Source organism: Duncaniella sp. B8 (assembly GCF_005304985.1).
Lineage (GTDB): Bacteria > Bacteroidota > Bacteroidia > Bacteroidales > Muribaculaceae > Duncaniella > Duncaniella muris.
The window spans coordinates 1,060,226-1,084,382 of the sequence record NZ_CP040121.1; the positions used below are offsets into that span (position 1 = coordinate 1,060,226).

Here is a 24,157-nt window from a genome sequence, read left to right on the forward strand (position 1 = left end):
ACAGCCCCTTCCATACTTTTTCAAAATAAAATTCTCAAATCACGCTAATCCATATAACCAAAAGCCATGTCACTCCAACAGAATCTCAACACTCTGCGCCATCCCGTCAGCAACGCGCCTGAAAAAAGTCCTTTCAACGCCGGCGAAACCCTCGCCTGCCAAGGTGAGAAGCTCAGAGTGTTGCTCCTCGGATCGGGCGGACGCGAATGTGCCCTCGCATGGAAAATATCACTCTCTCCCCGCCTTGAGAAACTTTTCATAGCTCCCGGCAACGGCGGAACAGATGCCTACGGTGAAAACGTGGCCCTCTCGCCGCTTGATTTCGCCGCTATAGCCGCTTTTTGCAAGGAGAATTCAATCGACATGATCGTAGTCGGCAACGAAGACCCGCTTGTGGCCGGAATCTATGACTACTTCCTGAGCGTGGAAGGTGCTCCGCTGATCGTAGGGCCCTCTCAGGCAGGTGCAGCACTCGAAGGCAGCAAGGATTTTGCAAAGCAGTTCATGGTGCGCCACTCTATACCCACCGCAGCCTACCGCAGTTTCACTGCCGAGACCGTTGAAGAGGGTTGCGCGTTTCTTGAATCACTCAAAGCCCCCTATGTGCTCAAAGCCGACGGCCTTGCAGCCGGAAAAGGTGTACTCATAATCGACTCTCTCGAAGAAGCCAAAGCCTCGCTGCGCGATATGCTGGGCGGAATGTTCGGCAAGTCATCGGCCACAGTGGTTATCGAAGAGTTCCTCAAGGGAATCGAATGTTCGGTTTTCGTACTCACTGACGGCAACGGCGGCTACCGCATCCTCCCCGTGGCAAAAGACTACAAGCGCATCGGCGAAGGCGACACCGGCCCCAACACCGGAGGCATGGGAGCAGTCAGCCCCGTTGTGTTTGCCGACAGTGAATTCATGCGCAAGGTAGAGGAACGCATCATTCTCCCGACTGTCAACGGCCTGATAGCCGAAGGCATAACCTACCGCGGCTTCATCTTCCTCGGTCTGATTGAAGTTGACGGCGAGCCGATGGTGATAGAATACAACGTCCGCATGGGCGACCCTGAGACCGAAGTCGTGATGCTCCGCATCGCATCTGACCTGCTTCCTCTGCTCGAAGCAGCGGCCAAAGGCAACCTCGGCGCTCTTCCCCTCGCTGAAGATCCACGCTATGCCACAACAGTCATGATAGTGTCAGGCGGCTATCCTAGAAGCTACACCAAGGGTGAGACCATAACCGGAGCCGACACTCCGATGAGCAACGCCATTCTCTTCCACGCAGGCACACGCCGCGAGGCCGACGGCGAGCTCGTCACTTCAGGCGGACGTGTGATTGCATGTAGCGCCTATGGCGATTCGATCGACTCGGCTCTCGCCAACAGCTATGCAGCCGCCGATGCTGTTGAATTCAACGGTAAATACATGCGCCGCGACATCGGCCAGGACCTTAAAAAATTGAGTGAAAACCGCGGATGACCCGTAAAGAACTCACATTTACCCGAATAATTCGTTCGCGAGGCATGGGCGTGCTCATAGGCCTCGCGGCGGTTTTTATGACCCTGCAGGCTCAGTTCGCAGGCAAGATCGCGCACATAGGCGATTTCCGCACCGTGGCCTTCCCAACACCATCGGCATGGTTGCCCGAAGGCAGCATCTCGATGTGGGCCAACATCATCGTGGTCCTGGCCACAGGGGCGGTAATGATCATCATCAACCGCCACTTCAATCTGCTGCGCACCACCTCGGCCTTCTTCGCGGCCTATTTCGTGTTTGTCACAGCCTGCACCCCGGCTGTGATGGGCCAGTTAGGAGCGTCATCGCTGCTTGCGCTGATCATGATGGGAGCCGTATGGCTGATTTTCAGCATCTACAATCAGCGCATCAGCTCGCGCCGGGTCTTTCTTGCCTTCTTTCTGATCGGACTGGGGCAGCTGACTGAATATACATTCGCGCTCTACATTCCGGTATTCATCGCCGCACTCGGACAGATGCGAGTGTTCACGTTCAAAAAAATCCTTGCCGCGATTCTGGGCAACATCACTCCTGCGTGGATCACCTGGGGACTCGGCCTGATACCTGAGCCGGAAATCCCACAGTTCTGCTTCACACCTCCATCAATGCTGCTGGCCGATGGTGCCGACTGGCCCATGCTTTCGGCCGCGGCTCTGACGCTGCTGGCCGGATTTGTGTTCGGCAACCTGAATCTCATAAAGATCATAGGATTCAACGCACAGGCCCGCGCCTATAACGGAGTGCTGACCCTTCTCTCGATCGCGACCGGCATTTTCTCCATTGTCAACTTCACCAATCTTCCGCTCTACATCACCCTCCTGAATGCCTGTGTGGCCTTCCAGGTGGGACATTTCTTCCGCTTCACCGTCATGCGCCGTGGCTACATTGCCGTAGTGGTCCTGATGGCCGCCTATTTCGGTATATACATGTGGGGAATGTTGAGCTGAGACGGAAGCCACCGCTGCCACACAAACGCATCCATACACCGGCTTAGACAACTTAGCCAACAGACCACCATACGCACATGAAAATTGTAGCCGACCGCAACATTCCCTATATAGCCGATGCAGTCCGTCCGCTCGGAGAGATAATACTCCTGCCGGGCGATGCCATCTCGGCTGAGACTGTAAAAGATGCCGACATTATTCTTACACGCACACGCACACGCTGCGACGCCTCGCTGCTCGGCAGGTCCACGTGCTCGTTCATCGGTACAGCTACAATCGGCACCGACCACATTGACCTCGACTATTGCCGCGAGCGGGGCATCACGGTGGCCAACGCTCCGGGCTGCAATGCTCCGGCAGTGGCACAATACGTGCTTTCAGCCATCAGAGCGTTTCTGCCCCCCGAAGAAGCGCTTGCCGGAAAAAGGCTTGGCATAATCGGAGTGGGCAACGTCGGCACTATACTCAACCGCTGGGCCTTAGGCCTCGGCATGACCACAATCCTCAACGACCCCCCACGTCAGGAAAACGGCGACACAACCTACATCTACAGCACCCTTGAGGAAATCGCTGCAGAAAGTGATTTCATCTCGATCCACACACCATATTCCAAGACCGGACCCCACTCCACTCGCCATCTGCTGAATTCGGAATTCCTCTCAGCCGTGAGCCGGCGGCCACTGATCATAAATGCCGCCCGCGGACCAGTGGCCGACACGCAGGCGCTCAAGACCGCCCTCAGCCGGAATCTCATATCAGGAGTGGCCATCGACTGCTGGGAAAACGAGCCTGACATTGACCTCGAACTGCTTTCAGAAGCATTCGTAGCCACACCGCATATTGCAGGCTATTCCAACGAAGGAAAAATCAGAGCCACCCGCATGGTGCTCGATGCCCTTGCCAGCCATCTGCAGGACCATTTCGGTCTTGACATCACAGCCGAGACCCTATCAGCCGGACTTCCGGCAATAGGCCCCATATCGGAGACAATCACCGAACAGCAGCTCGGCTATGACATCAATGCCGACCACATAGCCCGCAATCTGCCCACTCCCGATGCCGCCGTAAGCAGATATTTCGAATCTCTGCGCAACAACTACAGTCTCCGGCCGGAACCTCACATCTGAGACTCCGGCCCCACATGTTTTTCCAGACCTCTTTTCGGTCCGGACCATGCCAAAATACGGTTTAAATTTGGTTTAAATTTACAGAAACTTCCTGAAAACAAGTAAAAACCGGTTCATAACAAAGCCGTAAAACCAACTCCCCGGATGTTATAATACAATAGCACCGGAGGACCTTGCTTATGAAACAGATTCTTACCATACTCATGATATTCTGCGCCCTTGCCGCAGGCGCAGCAGGCAAAACCCCAAAAAGGAGCAAAGCAAAAAAGGCCAGAACCACCAAAGTTGTCTCGGCCCCAGCCGTGCCGCGTCCGGCCCGCGAACCGTTTGTCACACGTGTGGACGCACCGTCTGTCAAAAAAGGGCTTGCCGGCAAGAACATAGCTCTATGGCAAAGCCACGGCCGATATTTCGACCAGAATGAAGAGCGCTGGATGTGGCAGCGCGCACGGCTCATGGGCACGGTAGAAGACCTGTATCCACAGGCCTACGTGCTCCCCTACCTCATCCCTATGCTCGAAAATGCCGGGGCCTATGTGATGACTCCGCGCGAACGTGACACCTCGACTCAGGAAATAATCGTCGACATGGACGGAGGCTTCGCTCAGAAGGACTATAACGAGAAAAACGGACAACAGAAATGGACAGCCGCTGCCGGCATCAAAGGTTTCGGATATAAGAAAGAGATATTGGAAACCGGCGACAATCCCTTCCGCATGGGCTCTGTCCGCGAAGTGACCACCGTCACCGACCCGGCCAAAGCATCCACCGCATCCTGGTATGCCGATTTCCCCAAAGGCGGCGACTATGCGCTCTACATCAGCTATGCCTCGCTCCCCAGCAGCACCCGCGACGCGCGCTATATCGTGAACTCACTCGCCGGAAGCGAGGAGTTTGACGTAAACCAGCGCATCGGCGGAGGCACATGGGTCTATCTCGGCACCTTCCCCTTTGCCGCAGGCAAAAGCGACATCCCGGTGGTGGAACTGTCAAACGTCTCGACCGAGAGCGGCAAGGTGGTCACGGCCGATGCCATCAAGATAGGCGGCGGCATGGGTAATGTCAGCCGCTCGGCTGCAGGCGGCGAGCCTGTGGTTAGCACCTATCCGCGTTTCACCGAGGGCGCGCGCTACTGGATGCAGTGGGCCGGTGTCCCTTCGTCGGTCTATAGCATCACCAACGGCGAAAACGACTATGAGGACGACTACAAGAGCCGCGCCCTCTGGGCCAACTACCTTGCCGGAGGCTCATCGCAGCTTCCGGGAGAGAAAGGCCTCGGAATTCCCGTTGACCTATCGTTTGCATTCCATACCGACGCCGGCACCACATCTGATCCCGGAGAGACTGTGGGCACGATGCCTATTGTCTACACCAAAGGCACGCGTCTGGGTAGTGGCGAGGCCCGCTCCACCTCTCGCCGCTATGCCGACATGGTCACCGACCAGATTGTCAGTGACATCCAGACCCTCTACGAGCCGACATGGACCCGCCGCAAACTGCGTGACAAGCCTTATCGCGAGGTGATGGACACCAAAGTGCCCGCAATGCTGATCGAGCTTCTGAGCCATCAGAACTTCGCCGACATGCGCTATGGCCTCGACCCCACATTCCGTTTCACCGTCAGCAGAGCCATCTATAAAGGCATTCTGAAATACCTCCATGAAAAAGACGGTGTGCCCTACGTGGTAGAGCCACTGCCCGTCAGCCATTTCCGCATCGCGGGAAGCGGAGGCGAATATCTTCTCACCTGGCAGGGTGTCGATGATCCTCTGGAGCCCTCGGCCAAGCCCACATACTATATTGTCTATGAACGCATTGACGATGGAGCCTTCACCGAACTGGCCGTGACCGATGATCCGCAACTCACGGTCCGCGTCAAGGATGACCGCATCTACAGCTACAAGGTTGTCGCGGCCAATGACGGAGGCATCAGCTTCCCCTCCGAGATTCTATCGCTGTGCGACACCGGCACCGACAAACCCCAGGTGCTGATTGTCAACGGCTTCACCCGCATCTCAGGCCCGGTCGAAGTCTATGCCTCAGGCCGCGTAGGCTTCGACTATGAGGAAGACCACGGAGTGCCCTACATCAGCGACATCCACTTCACCGGCCTCCAGACCGAATTCCGCCCCGGAGTAGAATGGACATCCAATGACTCTCCCGGCCACGGCTCCAGCCGCGCGACCCACGAGACCGAAATCTTCGCCGGCAACACCTTCGACTTCGTCTATGTCCACGGCACCTCCGTCCGCGCCGCAGGCCACTCCTTTATCTCAGCCGGAGTCGACGCCTTTGTCGACAACATGCCCGAAGCCCGCATCATCGACCTCATCCTCGGCAAGCAGAAAGAAATCACCGTAGGCACCTCGCAGGAACGCAAGTTCAAACCCTTCACCGACGAACTCAAGCAACGCCTGAGCCAGTTCTGCGACGCCGGCGGCTCACTCTTCGTGTCGGGCAGCTACATAGGCAGCGACCTCTTTGACAACCGCCACTCCACAGGCTCGCAGCGAGTAGCCGACGGACAGTTCGGCCACTCGGTGCTCGGCCTCCAGTGGCGTCAGGCAAAAGCCACAGTCACAGGCAAAGTCCGCGAAGTCAAATCGAAATACGCCGAATTCCATCCGGGCCTCTCGTTCACCTTCCGTCAGCAGCTCAACGCCGACTGCTACGCCGTGGAATCGCCCGAATCATTCAGCCCCATCGACCCGTCGAACGGCACCGCCATACTGCGCTACACCGAAAACGACTACATAGCCGGCGTGGCCTTCGACCCCGGCACCCACCGCGCCGTGACCCTCGGCTTCCCCTTCGAGACCATCACCGGCAGCTACGAGCGTGACGCGCTGATGAAACAGATCCTCGACTTCTTCACCGCCCCTGAAGGTGTGCATCCCGGCGCACGCCCCAAAGTACTGCCGGAAACCATCATAGGCCACGAACCACCCACCACACCGATGCAGACCCGCTCCCCGCGCAACCTCCGGCCCCGCGAAGCAGCCGAACTCGCCGAAAACACCGAAGCCCGCAAACCCCGCAAAGGCCCCGCCCGCCAAGCCTAAGGCCGCCCAACAGCCCTTCTCACATACCGGAGGGGCTATTTTCAATCAAAGACCGAGATTCATTGCGGTTTATCGGGGGAAATTTACGAACTTTGCAGTGAGGCGAGGTGTGTGGCTGTCACACTCTGATTTCAAGCGCCTTTCTGTAAAAATCATGAAATCCCGTTTTTCAACCAAAACCATGAAGGATCTGGCCGCTCAGGCCGGCCGGAGTCCGATATTCATACATCTCTCTGACGATGACGTGACCTTTGTCAACGGCGGTGACCACAGACTGCTCAGTGTTCTCGCCGAGACCGGTGCGGCAATGGTGTATTCCGATTTCCTTACGCCTGCCGATGGCGGCGGCGATCCTGTACCCCACCGGCTGATCGACTGCCAGTTGGGGGCCATCCGCGATGACTTCGACTTCGGCCGGGTCGTGGCTGTGAACCCCGCCATGATGCGCCGTGCGGTGGAGGATATGACCGATGATTTCGAGGCTGCCGGCTGGTATGACCTGCGCCTGCGCCTCTCGCGTCTCGGCAGGATTGTGCACATTCTGGAGACTCTCTATCAGGCTTCGCCCAAGGCTTCAGTCAGCGCCGACGAGGGTGAGGAGCAGTTCCGCTACGTGGACCCGCGCAACCGCAGTTCGCAGATAGAGATGGAAAAAGCCGCCACGGCCCATCTCAAGGCCCTCGGCGCTCTGGTGACACCCGCCGGAATCACGCGCCCGGACCTCGATGAAGGCTCCTTCCCGACAGAGGCTTCGGTGATAATCCCCGTGCGCAACCGCCACCGCACAATAGCCGATGCCGTCAGAAGCGCTCTGGCTCAGCAGACGTCATTCCCGTTCAACGTCATTGTGATAGACAACCGCAGCACCGACGGAACATCAGAGATTCTTGCCGAAATCGCGGCCTCAGACCCGCGTCTTAAGATCATAAGCACCGCCCCGGCTCCCGCGCCGGCTCCGGGTATAGGCGGCTGCTGGAACCTCGGCATCAACAGCCCCGACTGCGGACGCTTCGCCGTGCAGCTCGACAGCGATGACATCTACAGCCGCCCGGACACTCTTGAAATGATCGTCGGCAAGTTTCGTGAGACCGGTGCCGCAATGGTCATCGGCTCGTATATGCTCACCGACTTTGAGGGCAATCCGCTGCCCCCGGACTGATAGACCATGCGGAATGGACCGATGACAACGGGCCAAACAACGCCCTGCGCATCAACGGTCTCGGCGCGCCGAGGGCATTCTTCACCCCCGTGGCCCGCGAGATAGGATTTCCGGATGTCAGCTACGGCGAAGACTACTCGATGGGGCTTGCCGTCAGCCGCCGCTACCCGATAGGGCGCATCTATGAACCGCTCTACTCATGCCGCCGCTGGGAAGGCAACTCCGACCATGCCCTCAGCCCTGAGCGTATCAACGCCAACAACACCTACAAGGACCGGGTGCGCACCCTCGAACTCATCTCACGCCAGAAGCTCAACCATGAATCCTGAAAGTTTCCTCCGGTCTGAACTTGCGGCGTGGCCTCTGGCTGCTGAAAACTTCAGCAATCTTGAAAAGGCATCGGCCCAGGCAGTAAGCCTGACTGACAGCGAGCCGTGGAGAATCCGCAAGCTGCTTGTCAGCCACCGCCGCGCTTCCATCACAGCCAAGACCGATCCTCAGAGCATAGCCGCGCGCCCATGCTTCCTATGCGAGGCCAACCGCCCGCCGGAACAGAGCGCCATCACCGGCCACGGCTTTCAGACTCTTGTCAACCCCTATCCCCTCGCCCGGCGGCACTACACCATAGCATCCGCGCGCCATGAACCGCAGCGCATCAGCGGACACCTGCAGGAGATGGCCCGGCTCACGCATGAATTCCGAGACCTATGCGTCTTCTACAACGGTCCGCTCTGCGGAGCCTCCGCTCCTGACCATCTGCACTTCCAGGCTATCTCTACGGAGGTTGCCGCCGGTCTGACCGATCCGAGACTGCCACTGGAGACTATTGACTCGTCAGACGGCTGCAAGCTGCTGCGCAGCGTAAGCGGCGCGGTCCCCTATCCGTTCTTCATCATTGATTCCACAGACACAGCCGCCCTTGTCCGCTGCGCCGACCTGCTGCTCGACTCGCTGCCACAGGCTGAGCCGGAGCCGATGGTCAATGTGGCTATGGTGATGCTCCCCGACGGCAGACTCCGCACATTCATAGCTCCGCGCCGCCACCACCGCCCGGCTGTCTACGGCTCCGGACCCGGCAAGATGCTCGTAAGCCCCGCCACAATCGAAATGCTCGGCACCATAGTCTGCTCACGCCCTGAAGACTTCGAGAGGCTCGACCTTGCCACCGCCACCGCCATTCTGGGCGAAGTCAGCCTCGACGAACAGCAATTCGCCGCCACAATTCACCGCTACCAACAACTCAACACCCCACAGCAATAATGCCCCAGGAACCACGAGTCAGAGTCGGCATCCTCTCAGCCCCGACCATAAGTTTCACCCTCACCGGTCTCTACTCCACGCCCTCAGGCGAGATGGTCACCGGGCGTCAGGAAGTAAGCCTCAGCGAATCAGGCCTCGCCGTCAGCTGGAACGGCCGCGTCAGCCAGTCGCTCGAATTCGAACCCACCTCCTATGCAGGCGACAGTTTCGAACTCGAAGGAGTGACCATCGGTGTCGATTTCCACTGGGAGCGCAAGGAAAACCAGCGCTTCCGCGGAGCCTTGCGCGTGATAGTTGAAAACGGCAGACTAACGGCCGTCAACGAAGTCAATGTCGAAGACTATCTTGTCAGCGTCATCTCAAGCGAAATGAGCTCCACCTCCTCGCTGGAACTGCTGAGGGCACATGCCGTGATCTCGCGCGGATGGGTGCTGTCAATGATGTCACGAGGCAAGGAGCCCATCCCTCCGGCCGACCGCCGCCCCGATGTCAGAGCCCTGAATCCCGGACCCTCGCTAATCAGATACTGGGACCGCGAAGACCATCTCAATTTCGATGTCTGCGCCGACGACCACTGCCAGCGCTATCAGGGCATCAGCCGCGTCTCTACCCCGGTGGCAGCCGGAGCCGTGGCCGACACCCGCGGAATGGTCCTGACCTTCGAAGGCGAGCTCTGCGACACCCGCTTCTCGAAATGCTGCGGCGGAGTCTTTGAAGTCTTCGAGACATGCTGGGACGACACTCCGCGCCCCTACCTCCAGCCCCGGCGCGACGGGGTGGACCCGACTGACTACCCGGACCTGACGGTGGAAGAAAACGCCGTCAGCTGGATACTCGGCAAGCCGGAAGCCTTCTGCAACACCACCGACCGGCGAGTGCTCTCGCAGGTGCTCAACGGCTATGACCGCGAGACTCCCGACTTCTACCGCTGGACAGAGACACTGACGCAGGAAAAAATCGCCCGCCTCGTGGCCGACCGTCTTGGCGAAGATCTCGGCCGCATACTGAGCCTGACGCCACTGACCCGCGGCACCTCCGGACGAATCCGTGAACTGAAAATCACCGGCACAAAGGGAGAACGCATCATAGGCAAGGAACTGATGATACGCCGCACTCTCTCTGACAGCCATCTCTACAGCTCGGCCTTTGTGGTCGAGCCTTTGGCTCCGGAAGCCGACGGCACCCCTTCAGGCTTCACTCTCCACGGAGCCGGATGGGGCCACGGCGCAGGCCTTTGTCAGATCGGAGCCGCCATCATGGGCGAACGCGGCTATGGCTACTCCGAAATCCTCGCCCGCTACTACCCCGGCTCAACCCTCACAAGACTATATTAAAACAGTGTTTAGCAACACTTTGCTTATAAATATCGGTTAATTTTGAAGAGCTACTTAAGATTTAGAGGGTGTTTCATAACAATTGCTCTTCTGCATATGCCACGTTAATTTTACCTCTTAACAGAACAGACCATGAAAAGAATCGTCACTTGCCTTTTTGCCGGAGCGGCGGCCGCTGTCGCTTCAGCGGCCTTGCCTGAGGTATGGCCAGCCGCCGGAGCGGAGGTCTCGCCAGACACACGCCTCACCATCTGTTTCCCCTCTACGCCGACCCTCGGCACCTCCGGGGTGATACGCATCTTTGATGCCGCGACAGACGCTCAGGTAGACTCGCTGGACCTCTCGATACCTGCCGGCCCGACTGAAAAGACCAAACTCCCCAAAGCTCCATACACCCTTGAGCCTTACAACTATCACACTCCGCGCCTGACCAACGCCACCTGTGAGCCGGGCACTCCATCGGGCACTGCCGCACGCGACACTTCGCGCTATCAGCTGACAATAATAGGCGGATTCACTGACGGATTCCACTTCTATCCCGTGATGCTATCGGGCAACACCGCAGAGATATATCCTCACCACAACCTGCTCGAATACGGACGCGAGTACTATGTCACCGTCCCGGCATCAGCCTTCACCCTTGCCAAAGGAAAGTTCAAGGGTATAAGCAAGAAAGACGGTTGGAAATTCAAGACACGGCCCGAAGCACCCGCTCAGGAGCGTCGGCAGCTGACCGTGGCCCGCGACGGTTCAGGCGACTTCCTCACTCTCCAGGGCGCCCTCGACCACGTGCCGGACTTCAGCACCGAACCGTGGAAGATATTCATTAAGAACGGAGACTATGAGGAGCTGGTCTACTTCCGCAACAAGACCAACCTCACCATCGAAGGGGAGAGCCGCGAGGGGGTCTATGTCCACTATCCCAACAATGAGGTGTTCAATCCCCACCCCGCTGATGTCAGCACCAACGAGTGGCTCGGCACTTTCCCCTCACGCCGCGCCGCATTTGCCGCAGACCACTGCACAGACCTCACACTCAGGAATTTCACCGTGGCCACCACTGTCACAGGTCAGGCCGAGGGCCTTCTGCTCAACGGCAACCGCATATATCTCGAAGACATGATCATCAGAGGTTCGGGCGACGCGCTGCAGTCCAACGGCCCGGCATACTTCAGAAACTGCCGGCTCGAAGGTCATGGCGACACCGTGCTCGGCCGTGGTCCGGCATACTTCAAGAACTGCACCATCGTCACCTCCGGCCCGTTTGCCTACATACGCAACGGCTCTTCCTGCCACGGTGACGTCTTTGTGGACTGCACGATGATAGGCAAGGGCGACAAGGCGGTCTTTGCCCGGACCAACGGCACCTATCCCAACGCCGAGTTTGTGCTCATCGACTGCCGCCTCGACGGCATCCGTCCTGAGGGATGGAGTGGTCTTGAGAAAGATGGCAACACCTACGTGCGCTATTGGGAGGCCGGATCGGTCAACCTCTCAGACGGCAAGCCAGCCGACACCTCGCGCCGCGCCCCCGGCTCGCGTGTGCTCGACCCCGTGAAAGACAAGGCCCTTATAGAACTCTACCGCAACCCCGCATGGGTGCTCGGCGGATGGGACCCCATGAAGAAGTGAGATCCAACATCACACCTCAAAAGAGAATTCAGATGAAGAATCCGATGAATTTTAAGATTTTATCACTCTGAATATTTCGATCTTACAGGCGAAAAGGCTATATTTGTGGTTTAAAATCATTCGCTTGAACGTCAGGCGGTGGATTTTTGAGTATTGACCACAGTGTTTTCACAGCGGGGAATACATATACCTTGATATCTCTTTAACCGAACAATATAATTTTTCAACCAAATCATATTTTTTCACATCTAAATCATGAAACTTAAAAGTCTTTCAGCCTACGCGGTAGGCTTGTTTGTGGGTCTCGCCCAGATGACAAGCGCCACCGCCCAGACCACTGACTACAGTTCCTACTACAAGAATCTCCCCATCAACCAGCCTCAGGTCTCGGCCCCGGTGATTCCGGCCTATGAGATCAAGATCACTGACTTCGGCGGTGTCAACGATGGTGTCACTCTCAACACCGAAGCCTTCGCCAAAGCAATGGCCCACCTCGCCTCCAAGGGCGGCGGCCGCCTCGTGGTTCCGGAAGGAATCTGGTACACCGGCCCGATTGCATTTGAAAACAACGTCGAACTTCATCTCGAACGCGGCGCGCTGGTGCTTTTCAGCGAAAACCTCGCCGACTATCCCGCAGTAGCCTCTGACTGGGAAGGTCTCACGACTCACCGCGCCACATCTCCCCTCTCGGCCCGCGGCAAACATGACATCGCAATCACCGGCGACGGCACTTTCAACGGCAACGGCCAGAAATGGCGCCCTGTAAAGAGAGGCAAAATGACTGACAACCAGTGGAAAGCGCTTCTGAAGAGCGGCTGCGTCAACGCCAAGGGCGATGTGTGGTTTCCCAACGAACGCATCCGCGAGGTCTATGAAAACAAGGCACTCCAGGCCAAGGTGCACCACGGTGACAAAGAGACTGTGGACTATGCCCATGACTTCCTCCGCCCGGTGCTGCTCTCGTTCATCGACTGCAAGAATGTGCTGCTCAAAGATGCCACATTCGAAAACTCTCCCGCCTGGAACCTTCACCCGCTCCTGTGCGAGAATCTGATTGTAGACAACATCAACGTCCGCAACCCCTGGTATGCGCAGAACGGTGACGGCATAGACATCGAGTCGTGCAACAAGGTGCTCGTCATCAACAGCCGCTTCGATGTGGGCGACGACGCCATCTGCATCAAATCAGGCAAGGACAAGGACGGCCGCGAACGTGGCATTCCCTGCCGCGACGTAGTGATAGAAGGCTGCACTGTCTATCACGGCCACGGCGGCTTCGTGATCGGCTCTGAAATGTCTGGCGGCTGCAAAGACATTGTGATCCGCAACAGCGTGTTCATCGGCACCGACGTGGGCCTGCGTTTCAAATCTACCCGCGGTCGCGGCGGCGTGGTCGAAAACATATATGTGGACAATATCAAGATGACCGACATTGCCGGCGAGGCTCTGATCTTCGACATGTACTACGGCATCAAGCCGGGCGCTCCTGTTCCTCCGGTGACAGAAGAGACCCCCTCGTTCCGCAACATCTACATCAAAGACGTGACCTGCCGCTCGGCCAAACGCGCGGCGCTCTTCAACGGTCTGCCTGAGATGCCGATGAAAAACGTGGTCATCACCGACTCCCGTTTCCGTGCCGACGCAGGCTTCCTGCTCAACCACGTGGACGGCCTGACGCTCGACAATGTCACAGTAGATGTGGCCGGCGACAAGATCACCGAAGGCGAGGGTGTCAAGAATGTAAAAATCAAAAAGTGACCACAAGCACTACCCGACTTTGAAAAGCAATCCGAAACAACCGAACGTGAGTCGGAATCCCTGGACGTGGATTCCGACTCTCTATTTTGCCCAAGGGCTCCCCTACGTTGCCGTGATGACTATTTCGGTGATCATGTACAAACGTCTGGGCATTTCCAACACCGACATAGCCCTCTATACCGGATGGCTCTACCTGCCGTGGGTCATCAAGCCCTTCTGGAGCCCCTTTGTTGACATCATCAGCACCAAACGGCACTGGACTCTCACCATGCAGTGGCTCATAGCCGCCGCTTTTGCCGGCATAGCCTTCGCGCTTCCCACTCCGCTGTGGTTCTCTCTGACACTGGCCGTGTTCTGGATGGTAGGATTCACCTCCGCCACCCACGACATAGCTGCTGACGGCTACTATATGCTTGCTCTGAGCGAACACCAGCAGTCGCTCTACGTGGGCATACGCTCCACGTTCTACCGTGTGGCCACCGTAGTGGGCCAGGGGCTGCTCGTCATCATAGCCGGAGCACTTGAAACCACCACCGGTGACATTCCGCTCTCATGGGCCATAGTCTTCGCCATACTGTCGCTGCTCTTCCTCGGTTTCGCCCTCTACCACTCATGGGCCATGCCTAAGGTGGAAAGCAAGGCCGGAAAACTGCGCTCGGCTTCTGATGTGTGGCGTGAATTTGTCGATGTCTTCACCGAATTCTTCAGAAAGAAGCAGGTCGGGGTGGCAATTATCTTCATGCTCCTCTACCGCCTGCCTGAGGCCCAGCTGGTCAAGCTCATCAACCCCTTCCTCCTCGACCCTGCGGAGGCCGGAGGGCTCGGTCTGAGCACCGCGCAGGTCGGGGTGGTCTACGGCACTGTGGGAATCATCGGGCTCACACTCGGCGGCATCGTTGGCGGCATCGTGGCCGCGCGCCGCGGACTCGGCTTCTGGCTGCGCCCTATGGCATGGAGCATGTCGCTCACCTGCCTGACATTCGTGTATCTCAGTTTCGCCACAGACGCTCCGCTGGCGGTTGTCAACATCTGTGTCTCCATCGAGCAGTTCGGCTACGGCTTCGGCTTCACGGCCTATATGCTCTATCTGATCTATTTCTCCGAAGGCCATCACCGCACGGCTCACTACAGCATCTGCACCGGCTTCATGGCTCTCGGCATGATGCTGCCCGGCATGGCCGCCGGTTGGATTCAGGAGGCAGTTGGCTACCAGAACTTCTTCATCTGGACCATGATCTGCTGTCTGGCCACTATCGGTGTCACATATCTTATCAGGATCGACCCCTCATTCGGGGTGAAGAAATAGCGGCAGACGCTGCCGGAGGGTATCAGCCCCCCGCGCCGGAGACAATACAAAACAGACTATTACTGTCCGCTAAACCATAAAAAGGCGAGTCCAACTTCCTGAACGGCAGAAGTTGGGCTTACTTTTTGTATTTGACAAGCCCCCTCAGCAGTTTTCAGGAACTTCGGGAGGCGATTCCGATGCTTCGGCGAGCATGATTTTCAGGTCTGCATCGGGCTGATTGAGGAACTTTTCGAGATTCAGGTAATACATCAGCACAATTCTGACGATTGTAGCCAGCCCGGAGAAGCTCCAACGTCTTTCGAGTTTGCTTTGAAGTACTGACAGCAGCAGATTTGCGATGAGTGTAACCCATATCTGGATTTTGATGGCGTTGGCGCTCTCGCCATAGAAGTATCTCAAGGGGAAGTTCTGTTTGATCTGCTTGAAAAGAGACTCTATCTGCCATCGGCGGCGGTATATCGCCACGATTGTCTCTGGCGGCATGTCGAAGTCGTTGGTCAGAAGCGATATGAGTTTTGGCTTCCCGTTCTTCTTGATGTCAACGTATGTAATTATTCTGGCGATGTGGTTTATGCCGTCTTTACGGAACACCACGACCTGTTCACGGTATTCCATCAGTCCCTGCGGGTTCTGATGCATACAGTCTACAAGTACCTCATAACTTAGGTTCTTCTTCATTTTGGTGACATATACAACGCCACGGTCCGTCAGTTCCTCAAATTTGGCATAATTGATATAGGCGCGGTCAAGAGCGACTATCTCGTTGTGGCTGTAATGGCTCGGAGCAAGCATGAAAGAGTCATTGGTCGCCGCCGAAGTGAACTGCACGTCGCAGGGGACGCCCTCGTTGGCGTGTATGACAGAGTGTACCTTTATGCCGCCTTTCTTCTTTCCCGTCTTGGGGTGTCGGCCAACACCCTTGAAAATAGCGTTGGAGAACAATGTGATTGTAGTGGAATCGATAATCCTAAGCTGCTTTATCCACTCTTCCGTGCCGTTGCGTCTGCTGTCCGATGAAAGAATGTCTTTGTTGGCTGCATACAGGTCGCGATAGACATCCTCAAAGAACTTCTCTGACCGTCGGGCATTTGCATCCGACAGGGTGCTGCGCTTTGGTACAGTATCAATTCCGACATGGTGCAGTTTGCGAACCTCCGCTGTCATAGATGTCTCTATCTCACGCAATGAGTCGAAGCGCTGGATCACGGCATAGAGCATCGTAAGCAGATGCGTATAGCCGTCAAAGCTCTTTACATACTTCTCTCCGCCGTGTTTTCGGCTGAATTCAACAATTTTTTCACGATTGAGTGATTTTATCAGCTGTCCATATATCGGCTGTCCGAAGAAATTACTACTTTTACTCATGGTTATTCATGGATTGTTTGGCGACACCAAAATAACCATTTAGGGCTGACTCCTGCAATAGGTGTCAGCCCTAATTTTTCAATCGCTCAAAAAAAGTTTAGCGGACAGTAATAAAAACAGACATCCACCCTTGTTGCCGCACAATGCGGTTTCCAGGGGTGGATGTCTGTTTTTATGCGGTCCTGCAAAGGGGATGCAGGAGCTATTCCGAAGTGGGATATCAGCCGATCTTGATGCCAGAGAAGCCCATGAAAGCCATAGCCAGAAGGCCGGCGCAGATCATGGCGATGGGCACTCCGCGCATTGCCTTGGGAACAGAGGTCCAGGCAAGCTGTTCGCGGATGCCGGCGAAGATGGCTATAGCCATTGTGAATCCTACGGCGGTTGCGAGGGCATAGACGATGCTTTCGCCGAGATTCATGCCTTTCTGCACCACTGTGATGGCCACGCCGAGCACGGCACAGTTGGTGGTGATGAGCGGCAGGAAGACTCCGAGGGCGCTGTAGAGCACCGGAGCGATCTTCTTGAGGATGATCTCAAGCATCTGCACGAGGGCTGCGATCACGAGGATGAAGACGATAGTCTGCATGAAGCCAAGGCCGAAGGGGTTGAGGACGAGGTCCTGAAGTGCCCAGGTGATGGCAGTGGCGAGAAGCATCACGAATGTCACCGCCGCACCCATGCCTACCGCGCTCGACAGTTTGCGCGAAACTCCGATAAACGGACAGATGCCGAGGAACTGGGCAAAGACAATGTTGTTGACAAAGATTGCCGTTATTATGATGGAAATATATTCGAGCATTTCGTTATTCTGTTAAAATAAGGTGGATGAGAGTAGAGATAGTGTGTGGAGGTGGATTAACACTTGGCTGATCTGAGCTTGGTAAAGAGAGCGATGAGCAGGCCGAGGGCGATGAACGCGCCGGGGGCGAGCACGAAGACAAGCGAGCCGAACTGTTCGGGATAGACGGTGAGATCAAACACCTTGCCGGTGCCGAGGAGTTCGCGGACGGCGCCGAGGATGGTGAGAGCCACAGTGAATCCGAGTCCGATGCCGATGCCGTCGAGACAGCTGTCAAGCACCCCGTGGCGCGAGGCGAAGGCTTCGGCGCGGCCGAGCACGATACAGTTAACCACGATCAGAGGGATGAAGATGCCGAGAGTGGCGTAGAGCGAGGGCACGTAGGCTTCCATCACGAGTTGGAGCACCGACACGAAGGCGGCGATCACTACAATGTAGGCAGGGATGCGCACCTTAGAGGGCACGAAGTTCTTGATCAGAGAGATTACTACGTTGGAGCAGATGAGCACTGCCATTGTGGCGAGTCCCATGCTCATGCCGTTGATGGCGCTGCCGGTGGTGCCAAGCGTGGGACACATGCCAAGCATCAGCACGAAGGTGGGGTTTTCGGCTATGATACCGTTGAATAGTATTTTAAGTTTATCGTTCATGGCTTGGAGTCGGTTTTATTGGCGGTCAGCGAATTGTTTTGAGGCTTTGTCGGCAAGGGTGAGCGCGCGCAGGAATGCGCGTGACGAGATGGTGGCTGCGGTGATGGCATCGACATCGCCACCGTCTTTGCTGACCGTGAGGTTCGAAGTGGCGGCATTGAGACCGATGATGCTGTGGGCGGGGTTGCAGAACCACTCTCCCATCTTCGATCCGAGGCCGGGGGTCTCGGCATGCTGCATCACGGCATAGCCGGTGATGTCACCTGAGGGGTTGAAGCCATACATCACTGTGATGAGGCCTGAGAAGCCGTTTGTGTCGTGGCTTTCAACCGCGAGGCCAACGAGCTCGCCGTCCTGACGGGCGGGGAACACGGTTACGGTCTCGCCGTCTACGGTTACTTCCGCGGCTTCCTCGGCGGGATTGTTGTTGAAGCTGATCTCAGGAAGCACCTGGCCTATCGCGGCTTTCTGCTTTGCGGCCTTTGCTTCTTCGATGGGCTGCTTGGTGGCGGTGTAGACTCCGGCAAGCGCGCCGGCGGCCACTATCGTGATGACGCCTAGAGAGAGCACCATGTTTACGAGTGTAGATTTCATGCTGCTACCCTCCCTTCTCCGAACTTGCGGGGTTTGAGATAACGGTTGATGAGCGGGGTGAGACCGTTCATGATAAGGATTGCGAATGATACGCCTTCAGGATATGCGCCCCACTGGCGGATTACCACGGTGATGATGCCGATCATGACTCCGTAGAGTATCATGCCTGAGTGGCTCATCGGCGAGGTTACGTAGTCAGTGGCCATGAAGATTGCACCGAGCATCAGACCGCCGGTGACGAGCTGGACTCCGGGGTTCACTCCGATGCAGAGCGAGAAGAGGGCTACGGTGGCGAGGATCGACACGGGGATGTGCCAGGTGATGGTGCGTGTACACAGAAGATATATAAATCCGATCAGGAGTGCGATGGCACCCATTTCACCCATCGAGCCGCCGGTGAATCCGAGGGCGTGGGTGAGGATGTCGACGTCAGCGCCGCTGATCTGGTCCATTTTGAGCTGGCCGAGGGTTGTTGCACCGGTCGTTGCATCGAGATATGCCATGCGGTTTTCCATGGGCAGCGGCCAGGTGGTCATCTGCACTGGGAATGAGAGCAGGAGGAACACACGGCCTACGAGGGCGGGGTTGAAGATGTTGCAGCCGAGGCCGCCGAAGGTCATCTTGCCGATGCCGATTGCGATCACGCAGCCGATCAGCACTGTCCAGATCGGGAGGTTAGACGGGAGGTTGAGTGCGAGCAGGAGGCCTGTGAGCACGGCTGAAAGATTGCCGATAGAGGGTTTCTCGCCAAGCATGTAGCGCGAGATGAGATATTCGACTACGACACATCCTGCGATAGATGTGGCTATCACTACTGCTGCTCCAAGACCGAAACAATAGAGAGCGAGGGCTACGGCCGGCAGCAGGGCTACGATGACGTTAAGCATCAGCCTGCGCACCGTCACCGGCGTGTGCGCATGAGGGGACGGGGAAATGGTGATTAGTTGGCTCATTAAGTTTTGTAATTGGTATTAGTGGTGCAAAATTAATAATTTTTCAGTTAATGAGCAAAATGAAAAATTTTTAAGCAGCGGGAAGGCCGGGAGGATCGGGAGAGTTGAGAGCATTGGGAGGATTGGGAGCTTTGGGAAGAGTGGGAGCTTTGGGAGAGGTGGGGGAATTAGACCAATGAGATCAAACCTCCGGTAGAATCAAAAAAAGCTTCCCGGCCTTTTGAGCGGTCGGGAAGCCTGTCATAAGTAGTGGATCTTTTCAGATCTTGTCAGCGGGATTAATACCAACGGGGGTCGCCGACGCGGTTCTGATAGATTTCTGAAGCCTGCACCTTGGGATCAGAGCTGCGGACTTTGAGTGCCTCAAAGATATTGTCAGGAGCAGCGTGGTCTTCCTTATGAGGTTTGGCCTTGTCGAAGGTGGTGTGCTTCGGGTTCGGGTTCTGGAAGAATTCATCGGCGCGGAGAGGTGTTGAGCCGGTCTTGACAATGAGATCATTGGCATTTCCTGATACGAGACCGGGAGTCCAGTTCCACTTGTCACCTACAGAATTCTTCTTGGCGGAGAATGCCGCAGAAGTGAAGATACCGTCATCTTTCATGTGGGTGTCACGGCTGCCGAGAGAGTAGTTGCCGCTGATATCCCAGGTAACACGGCCTTCGCCTGCAACGTTGCGGAAGTCACATGCCGACTGGTTGAGGTCACGCTTGTCATTCGGATCGGCTGCAAGAACAATGAGGTTGTTCTTGAATGCGATTCTCGAATCATTTGGCATATAGCGGAACTCGAAAAGCAGACGGCCCGAAGAACGGGTAGAGAAGTTAATGAAGGTACAGTTCTCAATCGTGATGTTGAAATGGATGTCGCTGCCCCAGAGGAGGTCTTTGTTGTTGTCGGAGAGGAGGGCGTGACGGGGCGAATCGTAGAATGTGCAACGACGCATCTGGAAGTCATTGTAGAGGTTTGACTTCACATGTTTACCGTCACCTGCAAACCAGGAGTAGCCACGACCGTTGTTGTCGTAATAACCCTGGTTGTAGAAGAGACAGTCTTCAACGAGAATCTTCTTGAAGAACTTGTAGCGGGGGCCCTGAACGCGGAAGAAGCCACGGGTGAAGCCCTGGAATGTACAGTTCTTGAGCTGGAATGACTCGAAGGTCACTGCGAGACCGCCTGAGTACATGTTGGCGAAGTAGTTGCCGGTAGCGCTGCCGTCACCGAAGTTGCGGGCGAGCGGACACTGGAAATCGATACCTTCGAAGATAACATCGCTGATTTCGATAGGAGCGTCAACGTCACCTGCCCCCTTGTTCTTGCCGAGCACCCAGTTGCCGGTCACGGGGTTGCCGCCCTTGAGAGCGATACCGCCGAGATAAACCACGGCGCGCTTGCCTTCGGCGAGGTCATCGGGATGAGTTGCGAGGGTGAAGCCTTTCTGGACGAGCGGGTTGCCATAAGTGTAGTAGTTGTGACCGCCACGGAGGTAGAACACCTGGCCTTCAGCAAGTTCGTTGGAGTTAACGAAGTTGGTGATGATGGTGTCGATACGGGTAGCGTTGTATTCAACGGCACCGGGGATGGTGTCATTGGGGTCAACGATCGGTTCGATGAGGATAGGATCTGCGGGATCACCTTTGGTGCGGACGAACATCGGGTTGAAGTTGGCGTCAACATCAGAAGTAACCATCTGGCCTGACATGTTCTCATAAGAGATGATCTTGTCATCGTTGCGGAGATAGATGTAGTAGCCTGAGTTTTCAGACAGACCGGTCAGACGGATTTCGCCTGCAGCTTTTTCAGCATCGGTAAGGACATGCACACCGTTTACGAAACCGTCAGGCATCTTAGCTTCGGGGTTGAAGGGGGCGGGCTTGACCACGATTGAGGAAACAACGAAGTTGTTATTTGCATCAACCGGGAAGCGGGTTGTGATGCAGTCGGGGTTAGGGGTGCCGTCTTCAAGAGTTTCCAGAAGGTCTGATCTGTCATAGTCACTCGGATCATATGCAAGCTTGTAGAGGACGGTCACAGCAGTGTAGTCCTTGTCTTTCTGGCTGCAGATGGCAGGACGGGTATAGGATTTGTCGGTAGGGATTTCGCAAAAATCTTCCCATTCGCGGCCGCCGCCGAGACCATACCACTCCGAGTGGTGGCCTTCGCCCTTGGGCGAAAGCACTCGGATGATGAAACGATAGTTGGTACCGTAGTTAAGATTGTGGATCTCACAAGAGGTCTGTTCAGGACCTACGATAAACGACTCTACAATTTTTGTGGGATCGCTCCAGTCTTCAATAAGACCGGTAGTGAGGTTTTCAGCATAGCGGATCTCATAGCCTGCCGCACCGCTGATGCCATACCAGTGGAGCTGGACAGAGTTGCGGGTGCCCGGTATGAGCTTTGATGAATATTCATCATTCTCAGGCTTGACGTTTGTAGTGTTCTCACTACGGAACATCGTTCTGGGCATGCGGTCAAGATCAGACGGCGAATATACCGAATCATCATCCTTACATGATGTCATGCCTGCGGCAATACACAGTGTAAGGGCATATATGAATTTTTTCATTTTTCTGTTTAATTATTCAGGTTAAGAATTCGTGTAACCATACTTGTTTTCGTAACGGCCATGCGAACGGTCGATGACAGACTGAGGAATGGGAAGAATGTAACGTATAACCGGAAGGTTTGTGCGGTTGGGGAATGTAGCGAGGTCACGAGAGTCCATGCTCCATGTTCCGTTGTTGTTGATCATGATCACACCGTCGGCACCGTTTTCGTCACCACCTTCCACAACCATGTAGATGTAGCCGCGGAGCGAGTTGCGGAGTTCGTTGCGGATCTGACCTTCTTTCGACCATTCGATGATGTCCTGGCGAACGTTGTTCAAGCCGAGGTTATTGACTTCAGACGAAGACATCTGTCGGTAGGGGTTGATGATGCGGCAGACTTTGACATCCTGGTTGGGGAAGACACTCTTTTCATAGATGGGCTTCTCGATACCATCTACAGTCATGATGTTGTCGACGTCACGGACATTGTAGATAGTGAAGGGCACATTTTCATATGCTTCGTCATTTCCGTCAAAGTCATAGGCTGCAACGGCAGAGAGATAAGAAGATGTAGACTCAGAAGCTTCTGCAAGAGCGATGTAGCGGTAGAAAGTCCAGTAGACAGTCTCTGACAGGAGATCGTGACGGACAAGGTCGCGCCAACGCATGTTCTCGCCTGCGAATTCAAACTTACGTTCGTCAAGCACAGCCTTGCGGAAGTCTTCTTCAGAAGTGCGGCTTGCGATGTAAGGCTCTACAAGTTCCGGATTGTTGGGGAATGCGCGCTTACGTACCTGGGCGAGGGCGTCGATAGCCTTGGCTCCGTTCGGGCCGCTGACACCGTGCTCGGTCTCGTTGACTGCTTCTGCATACATAAGGAGAACATCGGTATAACGCATGAAGGGGAAGTTGATACCGGTGTTTTCGGTGGTCTGGTTACCGAGGCCACCGGTCACCCAAAGTTTCGACCATTTGCCGTTTGAAACAGTGTAGTTGTTGTCAAACATGGCTTCTCCAGCGGGTGCGTCATATTTGGTGAGCTGATTGACATAATCACGACGAACGTCGTTTTCGTTGAACATGTAGCGGTACACACCGTTGAGGCGAACATCAGATTTGGCTTCACCGTAGGGGTGGGGAGTCTCGCTCTGATAAGAATCGAGCTTAACGCCGTGAGAATAGCCAACCTTGCCGTTTGCAGTCTTGGCGAAGGGGATCTCCCAGATAACATCGTCACCTGAAGCGGGAAGGAAGTTACATTCGTCGAGGAACACCTGATAGAAAGGCTTTGCAAGCTTGTGTTTCTGCGAATCAATCACCTTGGCTGCATATTCCTTGGCGATTTCATAATATTCGGTGTAACGGGTGCCGTTCATGCGTTCCATCTTGCCGTAGGTGTTGCCGTCGGGGCGGAGAGTGTAGCCTGCGGCAGTCTGGGCGATACGGGCTATCATCGACCAGGCCATTTCCTTTGAGATGCGTTCAACACCGTCAGGAAGTTCATCGGCGAATTTCATGTTTTCAGAAATTTCTTTCAGGTCTTTGATAAGTTCGTCGAGAATCTCGGCACGGTCTTTGATGGGATAGATCTTATCTTCAGCGGTGCGGGTGGAGTTGAAAGAGAAGGGCACATCGCCGAACATCCAGATAAGGTCGTGGTAAACGATGGCACGGGCCACCTTAGCTTCACCGATCATCTGGAGGATGTCTTCATCATATTCATCTTCACCGATCTTGTAGAGGTCTGAAGATTCGGCACCTTCCACAAAGAGGTTAGTGAGTTCGATGGTGGCATACTGCTGCTTCCAGGTAGAAGCGATGTTACCGCCCATCGGATTGCCGTCATAACGGCTCCAGTTGGAGCCAGTCAGTGTGCGGCCTGAGTTAGTCTTGAAGTCTACGTCAGTATTCATGACGTAGGTTGAGTAGATCTTGTCGCCATAGGTGTCGGCGCTCAACATGGCTTTGTAGATGCCGTTGAGAGCATTGTTCATCTCGGTTTTGTCAGAGAAGACGTAGCCCATTTCATTCTTTGAGGGAGCATCCACTTCCAGAAAGTCGGAGCATGATGCCAGGGCCACAGCCGAGAGACTTGCTATGAATATATTGCGAAATTTCATTGTGTATATTCCGTAATTGGTATTATGATTTT

Annotated in this window: 18 protein-coding genes; 11 read left to right on the top strand and 7 right to left on the bottom strand. The window is 55.6% G+C overall.

The window, feature by feature from the left end:
- The first annotated feature begins 66 nt into the window (after positions 1–66).
- From purD to FDZ78_RS04860, 11 genes are all read left to right on the top strand, one after another.
- Positions 67–1,467 (top strand): phosphoribosylamine--glycine ligase, encoded by a 1,401-nt coding sequence (purD, locus tag FDZ78_RS04815; protein ID WP_136408123.1) that lies wholly within the window; start codon positions 67–69, stop codon positions 1,465–1,467.
- Positions 1,464–2,450 carry a hypothetical protein gene (locus FDZ78_RS04820; protein WP_124075723.1) on the top strand — a complete coding sequence of 329 codons (987 nt, stop codon included), beginning with the start codon at positions 1,464–1,466 and terminating at the stop codon, positions 2,448–2,450. The genes purD and FDZ78_RS04820 overlap by 4 nt, the downstream gene beginning before the upstream one ends.
- Before the next feature lie 77 nt (positions 2,451–2,527).
- Positions 2,528–3,577, top strand: coding sequence for a 4-phosphoerythronate dehydrogenase (locus FDZ78_RS04825; RefSeq protein ID WP_136408124.1), 1,050 nt, complete (start codon positions 2,528–2,530; stop codon positions 3,575–3,577).
- A 179-nt stretch (positions 3,578–3,756) separates the two neighbouring features.
- On the top strand, positions 3,757–6,639 hold the full coding sequence (locus tag FDZ78_RS04830) for an N-acetylmuramoyl-L-alanine amidase (RefSeq protein ID WP_136408125.1): 2,883 nt from the start codon (positions 3,757–3,759) through the stop codon (positions 6,637–6,639).
- Positions 6,640–6,793: 154 nt separating this feature from the next.
- On the top strand, positions 6,794–7,798 hold the full coding sequence (locus FDZ78_RS04835) for a glycosyltransferase family 2 protein (protein WP_137426183.1): 1,005 nt from the start codon (positions 6,794–6,796) through the stop codon (positions 7,796–7,798).
- A gap of 89 nt (positions 7,799–7,887) precedes the next feature.
- On the top strand, positions 7,888–8,127 hold the full coding sequence (locus tag FDZ78_RS14595; RefSeq protein ID WP_168190006.1) for a hypothetical protein: 240 nt from the start codon (positions 7,888–7,890) through the stop codon (positions 8,125–8,127).
- On the top strand, positions 8,117–9,058 hold the full coding sequence (locus tag FDZ78_RS04840) for a DUF4922 domain-containing protein (protein WP_168181943.1): 942 nt from the start codon (positions 8,117–8,119) through the stop codon (positions 9,056–9,058). Before FDZ78_RS14595 ends, FDZ78_RS04840 begins: the two co-directional genes overlap by 11 nt.
- Positions 9,058–10,392, top strand: coding sequence for a SpoIID/LytB domain-containing protein (locus tag FDZ78_RS04845; RefSeq protein WP_136408128.1), 1,335 nt, complete (start codon positions 9,058–9,060; stop codon positions 10,390–10,392). The genes FDZ78_RS04840 and FDZ78_RS04845 overlap by 1 nt, the downstream gene beginning before the upstream one ends.
- A gap of 132 nt (positions 10,393–10,524) precedes the next feature.
- Positions 10,525–12,024, top strand: a complete 1,500-nt coding sequence (locus FDZ78_RS04850) for a pectinesterase family protein (RefSeq protein WP_136408129.1) — start codon at positions 10,525–10,527, stop codon at positions 12,022–12,024.
- 255 nt (positions 12,025–12,279) lie between these two features.
- Positions 12,280–13,782, top strand: coding sequence for a glycoside hydrolase family 28 protein (locus tag FDZ78_RS04855; protein WP_107032121.1), 1,503 nt, complete (start codon positions 12,280–12,282; stop codon positions 13,780–13,782).
- A gap of 19 nt (positions 13,783–13,801) precedes the next feature.
- Positions 13,802–15,088: an MFS transporter gene (locus FDZ78_RS04860; protein ID WP_370291741.1), complete on the top strand. Its 1,287-nt coding sequence runs from the start codon at positions 13,802–13,804 to the stop codon at positions 15,086–15,088.
- A 144-nt stretch (positions 15,089–15,232) separates the two neighbouring features.
- Here the strand turns inward: FDZ78_RS04860 and FDZ78_RS04865 are convergent, their stop codons facing one another.
- The 7 genes from FDZ78_RS04865 to FDZ78_RS04895 all read right to left on the bottom strand — a co-directional run bounded on the left by FDZ78_RS04865 (position 15,233) and on the right by FDZ78_RS04895 (position 24,125).
- Positions 15,233–16,456, bottom strand: coding sequence for an IS4 family transposase (locus tag FDZ78_RS04865; RefSeq protein WP_068960910.1), 1,224 nt, complete (start codon positions 16,454–16,456; stop codon positions 15,233–15,235).
- A 220-nt stretch (positions 16,457–16,676) separates the two neighbouring features.
- Positions 16,677–17,258: an electron transport complex protein RnfA gene (locus FDZ78_RS04870; protein ID WP_107032122.1), complete on the bottom strand. Its 582-nt coding sequence runs from the start codon at positions 17,256–17,258 to the stop codon at positions 16,677–16,679.
- A 56-nt stretch (positions 17,259–17,314) separates the two neighbouring features.
- Positions 17,315–17,908 carry an electron transport complex subunit RsxE gene (rsxE, locus tag FDZ78_RS04875; protein WP_107032123.1) on the bottom strand — a complete coding sequence of 198 codons (594 nt, stop codon included), beginning with the start codon at positions 17,906–17,908 and terminating at the stop codon, positions 17,315–17,317.
- Between the two features lie 15 nt (positions 17,909–17,923).
- Entirely contained in the window at positions 17,924–18,502 is a 579-nt protein-coding gene (locus FDZ78_RS04880; RefSeq protein WP_123398841.1) for an RnfABCDGE type electron transport complex subunit G, read from the bottom strand.
- The gene (locus FDZ78_RS04885; protein ID WP_107032125.1) at positions 18,499–19,455 is read right to left on the bottom strand and encodes an RnfABCDGE type electron transport complex subunit D; all 957 of its coding nucleotides are present in this window, start codon (positions 19,453–19,455) and stop codon (positions 18,499–18,501) included. Before FDZ78_RS04885 ends, FDZ78_RS04880 begins: the two co-directional genes overlap by 4 nt.
- A gap of 278 nt (positions 19,456–19,733) precedes the next feature.
- Positions 19,734–22,022 (bottom strand): fibronectin type III domain-containing protein, encoded by a 2,289-nt coding sequence (locus FDZ78_RS04890; protein ID WP_136408130.1) that lies wholly within the window; start codon positions 22,020–22,022, stop codon positions 19,734–19,736.
- Positions 22,023–22,043: 21 nt separating this feature from the next.
- Positions 22,044–24,125: a RagB/SusD family nutrient uptake outer membrane protein gene (locus FDZ78_RS04895; RefSeq protein WP_107032127.1), complete on the bottom strand. Its 2,082-nt coding sequence runs from the start codon at positions 24,123–24,125 to the stop codon at positions 22,044–22,046.
- Positions 24,126–24,157: the final 32 nt, after the last annotated feature.

Bases quoted from the DNA above. Each gene is read 5' to 3' on its own strand.
- FDZ78_RS04865 (WP_068960910.1), bottom strand. From the start codon at position 16,456: ATGAGTAAAAGTAGTAATTTCTTCGGACAGCCGATATATGGACAGCTG.
- FDZ78_RS04840 (WP_168181943.1), top strand. From the start codon at position 8,117: ATGAATCCTGAAAGTTTCCTCCGGTCTGAACTTGCGGCGTGGCCTCTG.
- FDZ78_RS04850 (WP_136408129.1), top strand. From the start codon at position 10,525: ATGAAAAGAATCGTCACTTGCCTTTTTGCCGGAGCGGCGGCCGCTGTC.
- FDZ78_RS04895 (WP_107032127.1), bottom strand. From the start codon at position 24,125: ATGAAATTTCGCAATATATTCATAGCAAGTCTCTCGGCTGTGGCCCTG.
- FDZ78_RS04855 (WP_107032121.1), top strand. From the start codon at position 12,280: ATGAAACTTAAAAGTCTTTCAGCCTACGCGGTAGGCTTGTTTGTGGGT.
- FDZ78_RS04885 (WP_107032125.1), bottom strand. From the start codon at position 19,455: ATGAGCCAACTAATCACCATTTCCCCGTCCCCTCATGCGCACACGCCG.
- rsxE (WP_107032123.1), bottom strand. From the start codon at position 17,908: ATGAACGATAAACTTAAAATACTATTCAACGGTATCATAGCCGAAAAC.
- FDZ78_RS04880 (WP_123398841.1), bottom strand. From the start codon at position 18,502: ATGAAATCTACACTCGTAAACATGGTGCTCTCTCTAGGCGTCATCACG.
- FDZ78_RS04845 (WP_136408128.1), top strand. From the start codon at position 9,058: ATGCCCCAGGAACCACGAGTCAGAGTCGGCATCCTCTCAGCCCCGACC.
- FDZ78_RS04825 (WP_136408124.1), top strand. From the start codon at position 2,528: ATGAAAATTGTAGCCGACCGCAACATTCCCTATATAGCCGATGCAGTC.
- purD (WP_136408123.1), top strand. From the start codon at position 67: ATGTCACTCCAACAGAATCTCAACACTCTGCGCCATCCCGTCAGCAAC.
- FDZ78_RS04890 (WP_136408130.1), bottom strand. From the start codon at position 22,022: ATGAAAAAATTCATATATGCCCTTACACTGTGTATTGCCGCAGGCATG.
- FDZ78_RS04835 (WP_137426183.1), top strand. From the start codon at position 6,794: ATGAAATCCCGTTTTTCAACCAAAACCATGAAGGATCTGGCCGCTCAG.
- FDZ78_RS04830 (WP_136408125.1), top strand. From the start codon at position 3,757: ATGAAACAGATTCTTACCATACTCATGATATTCTGCGCCCTTGCCGCA.
- FDZ78_RS04820 (WP_124075723.1), top strand. From the start codon at position 1,464: ATGACCCGTAAAGAACTCACATTTACCCGAATAATTCGTTCGCGAGGC.
- FDZ78_RS04870 (WP_107032122.1), bottom strand. From the start codon at position 17,258: ATGCTCGAATATATTTCCATCATAATAACGGCAATCTTTGTCAACAAC.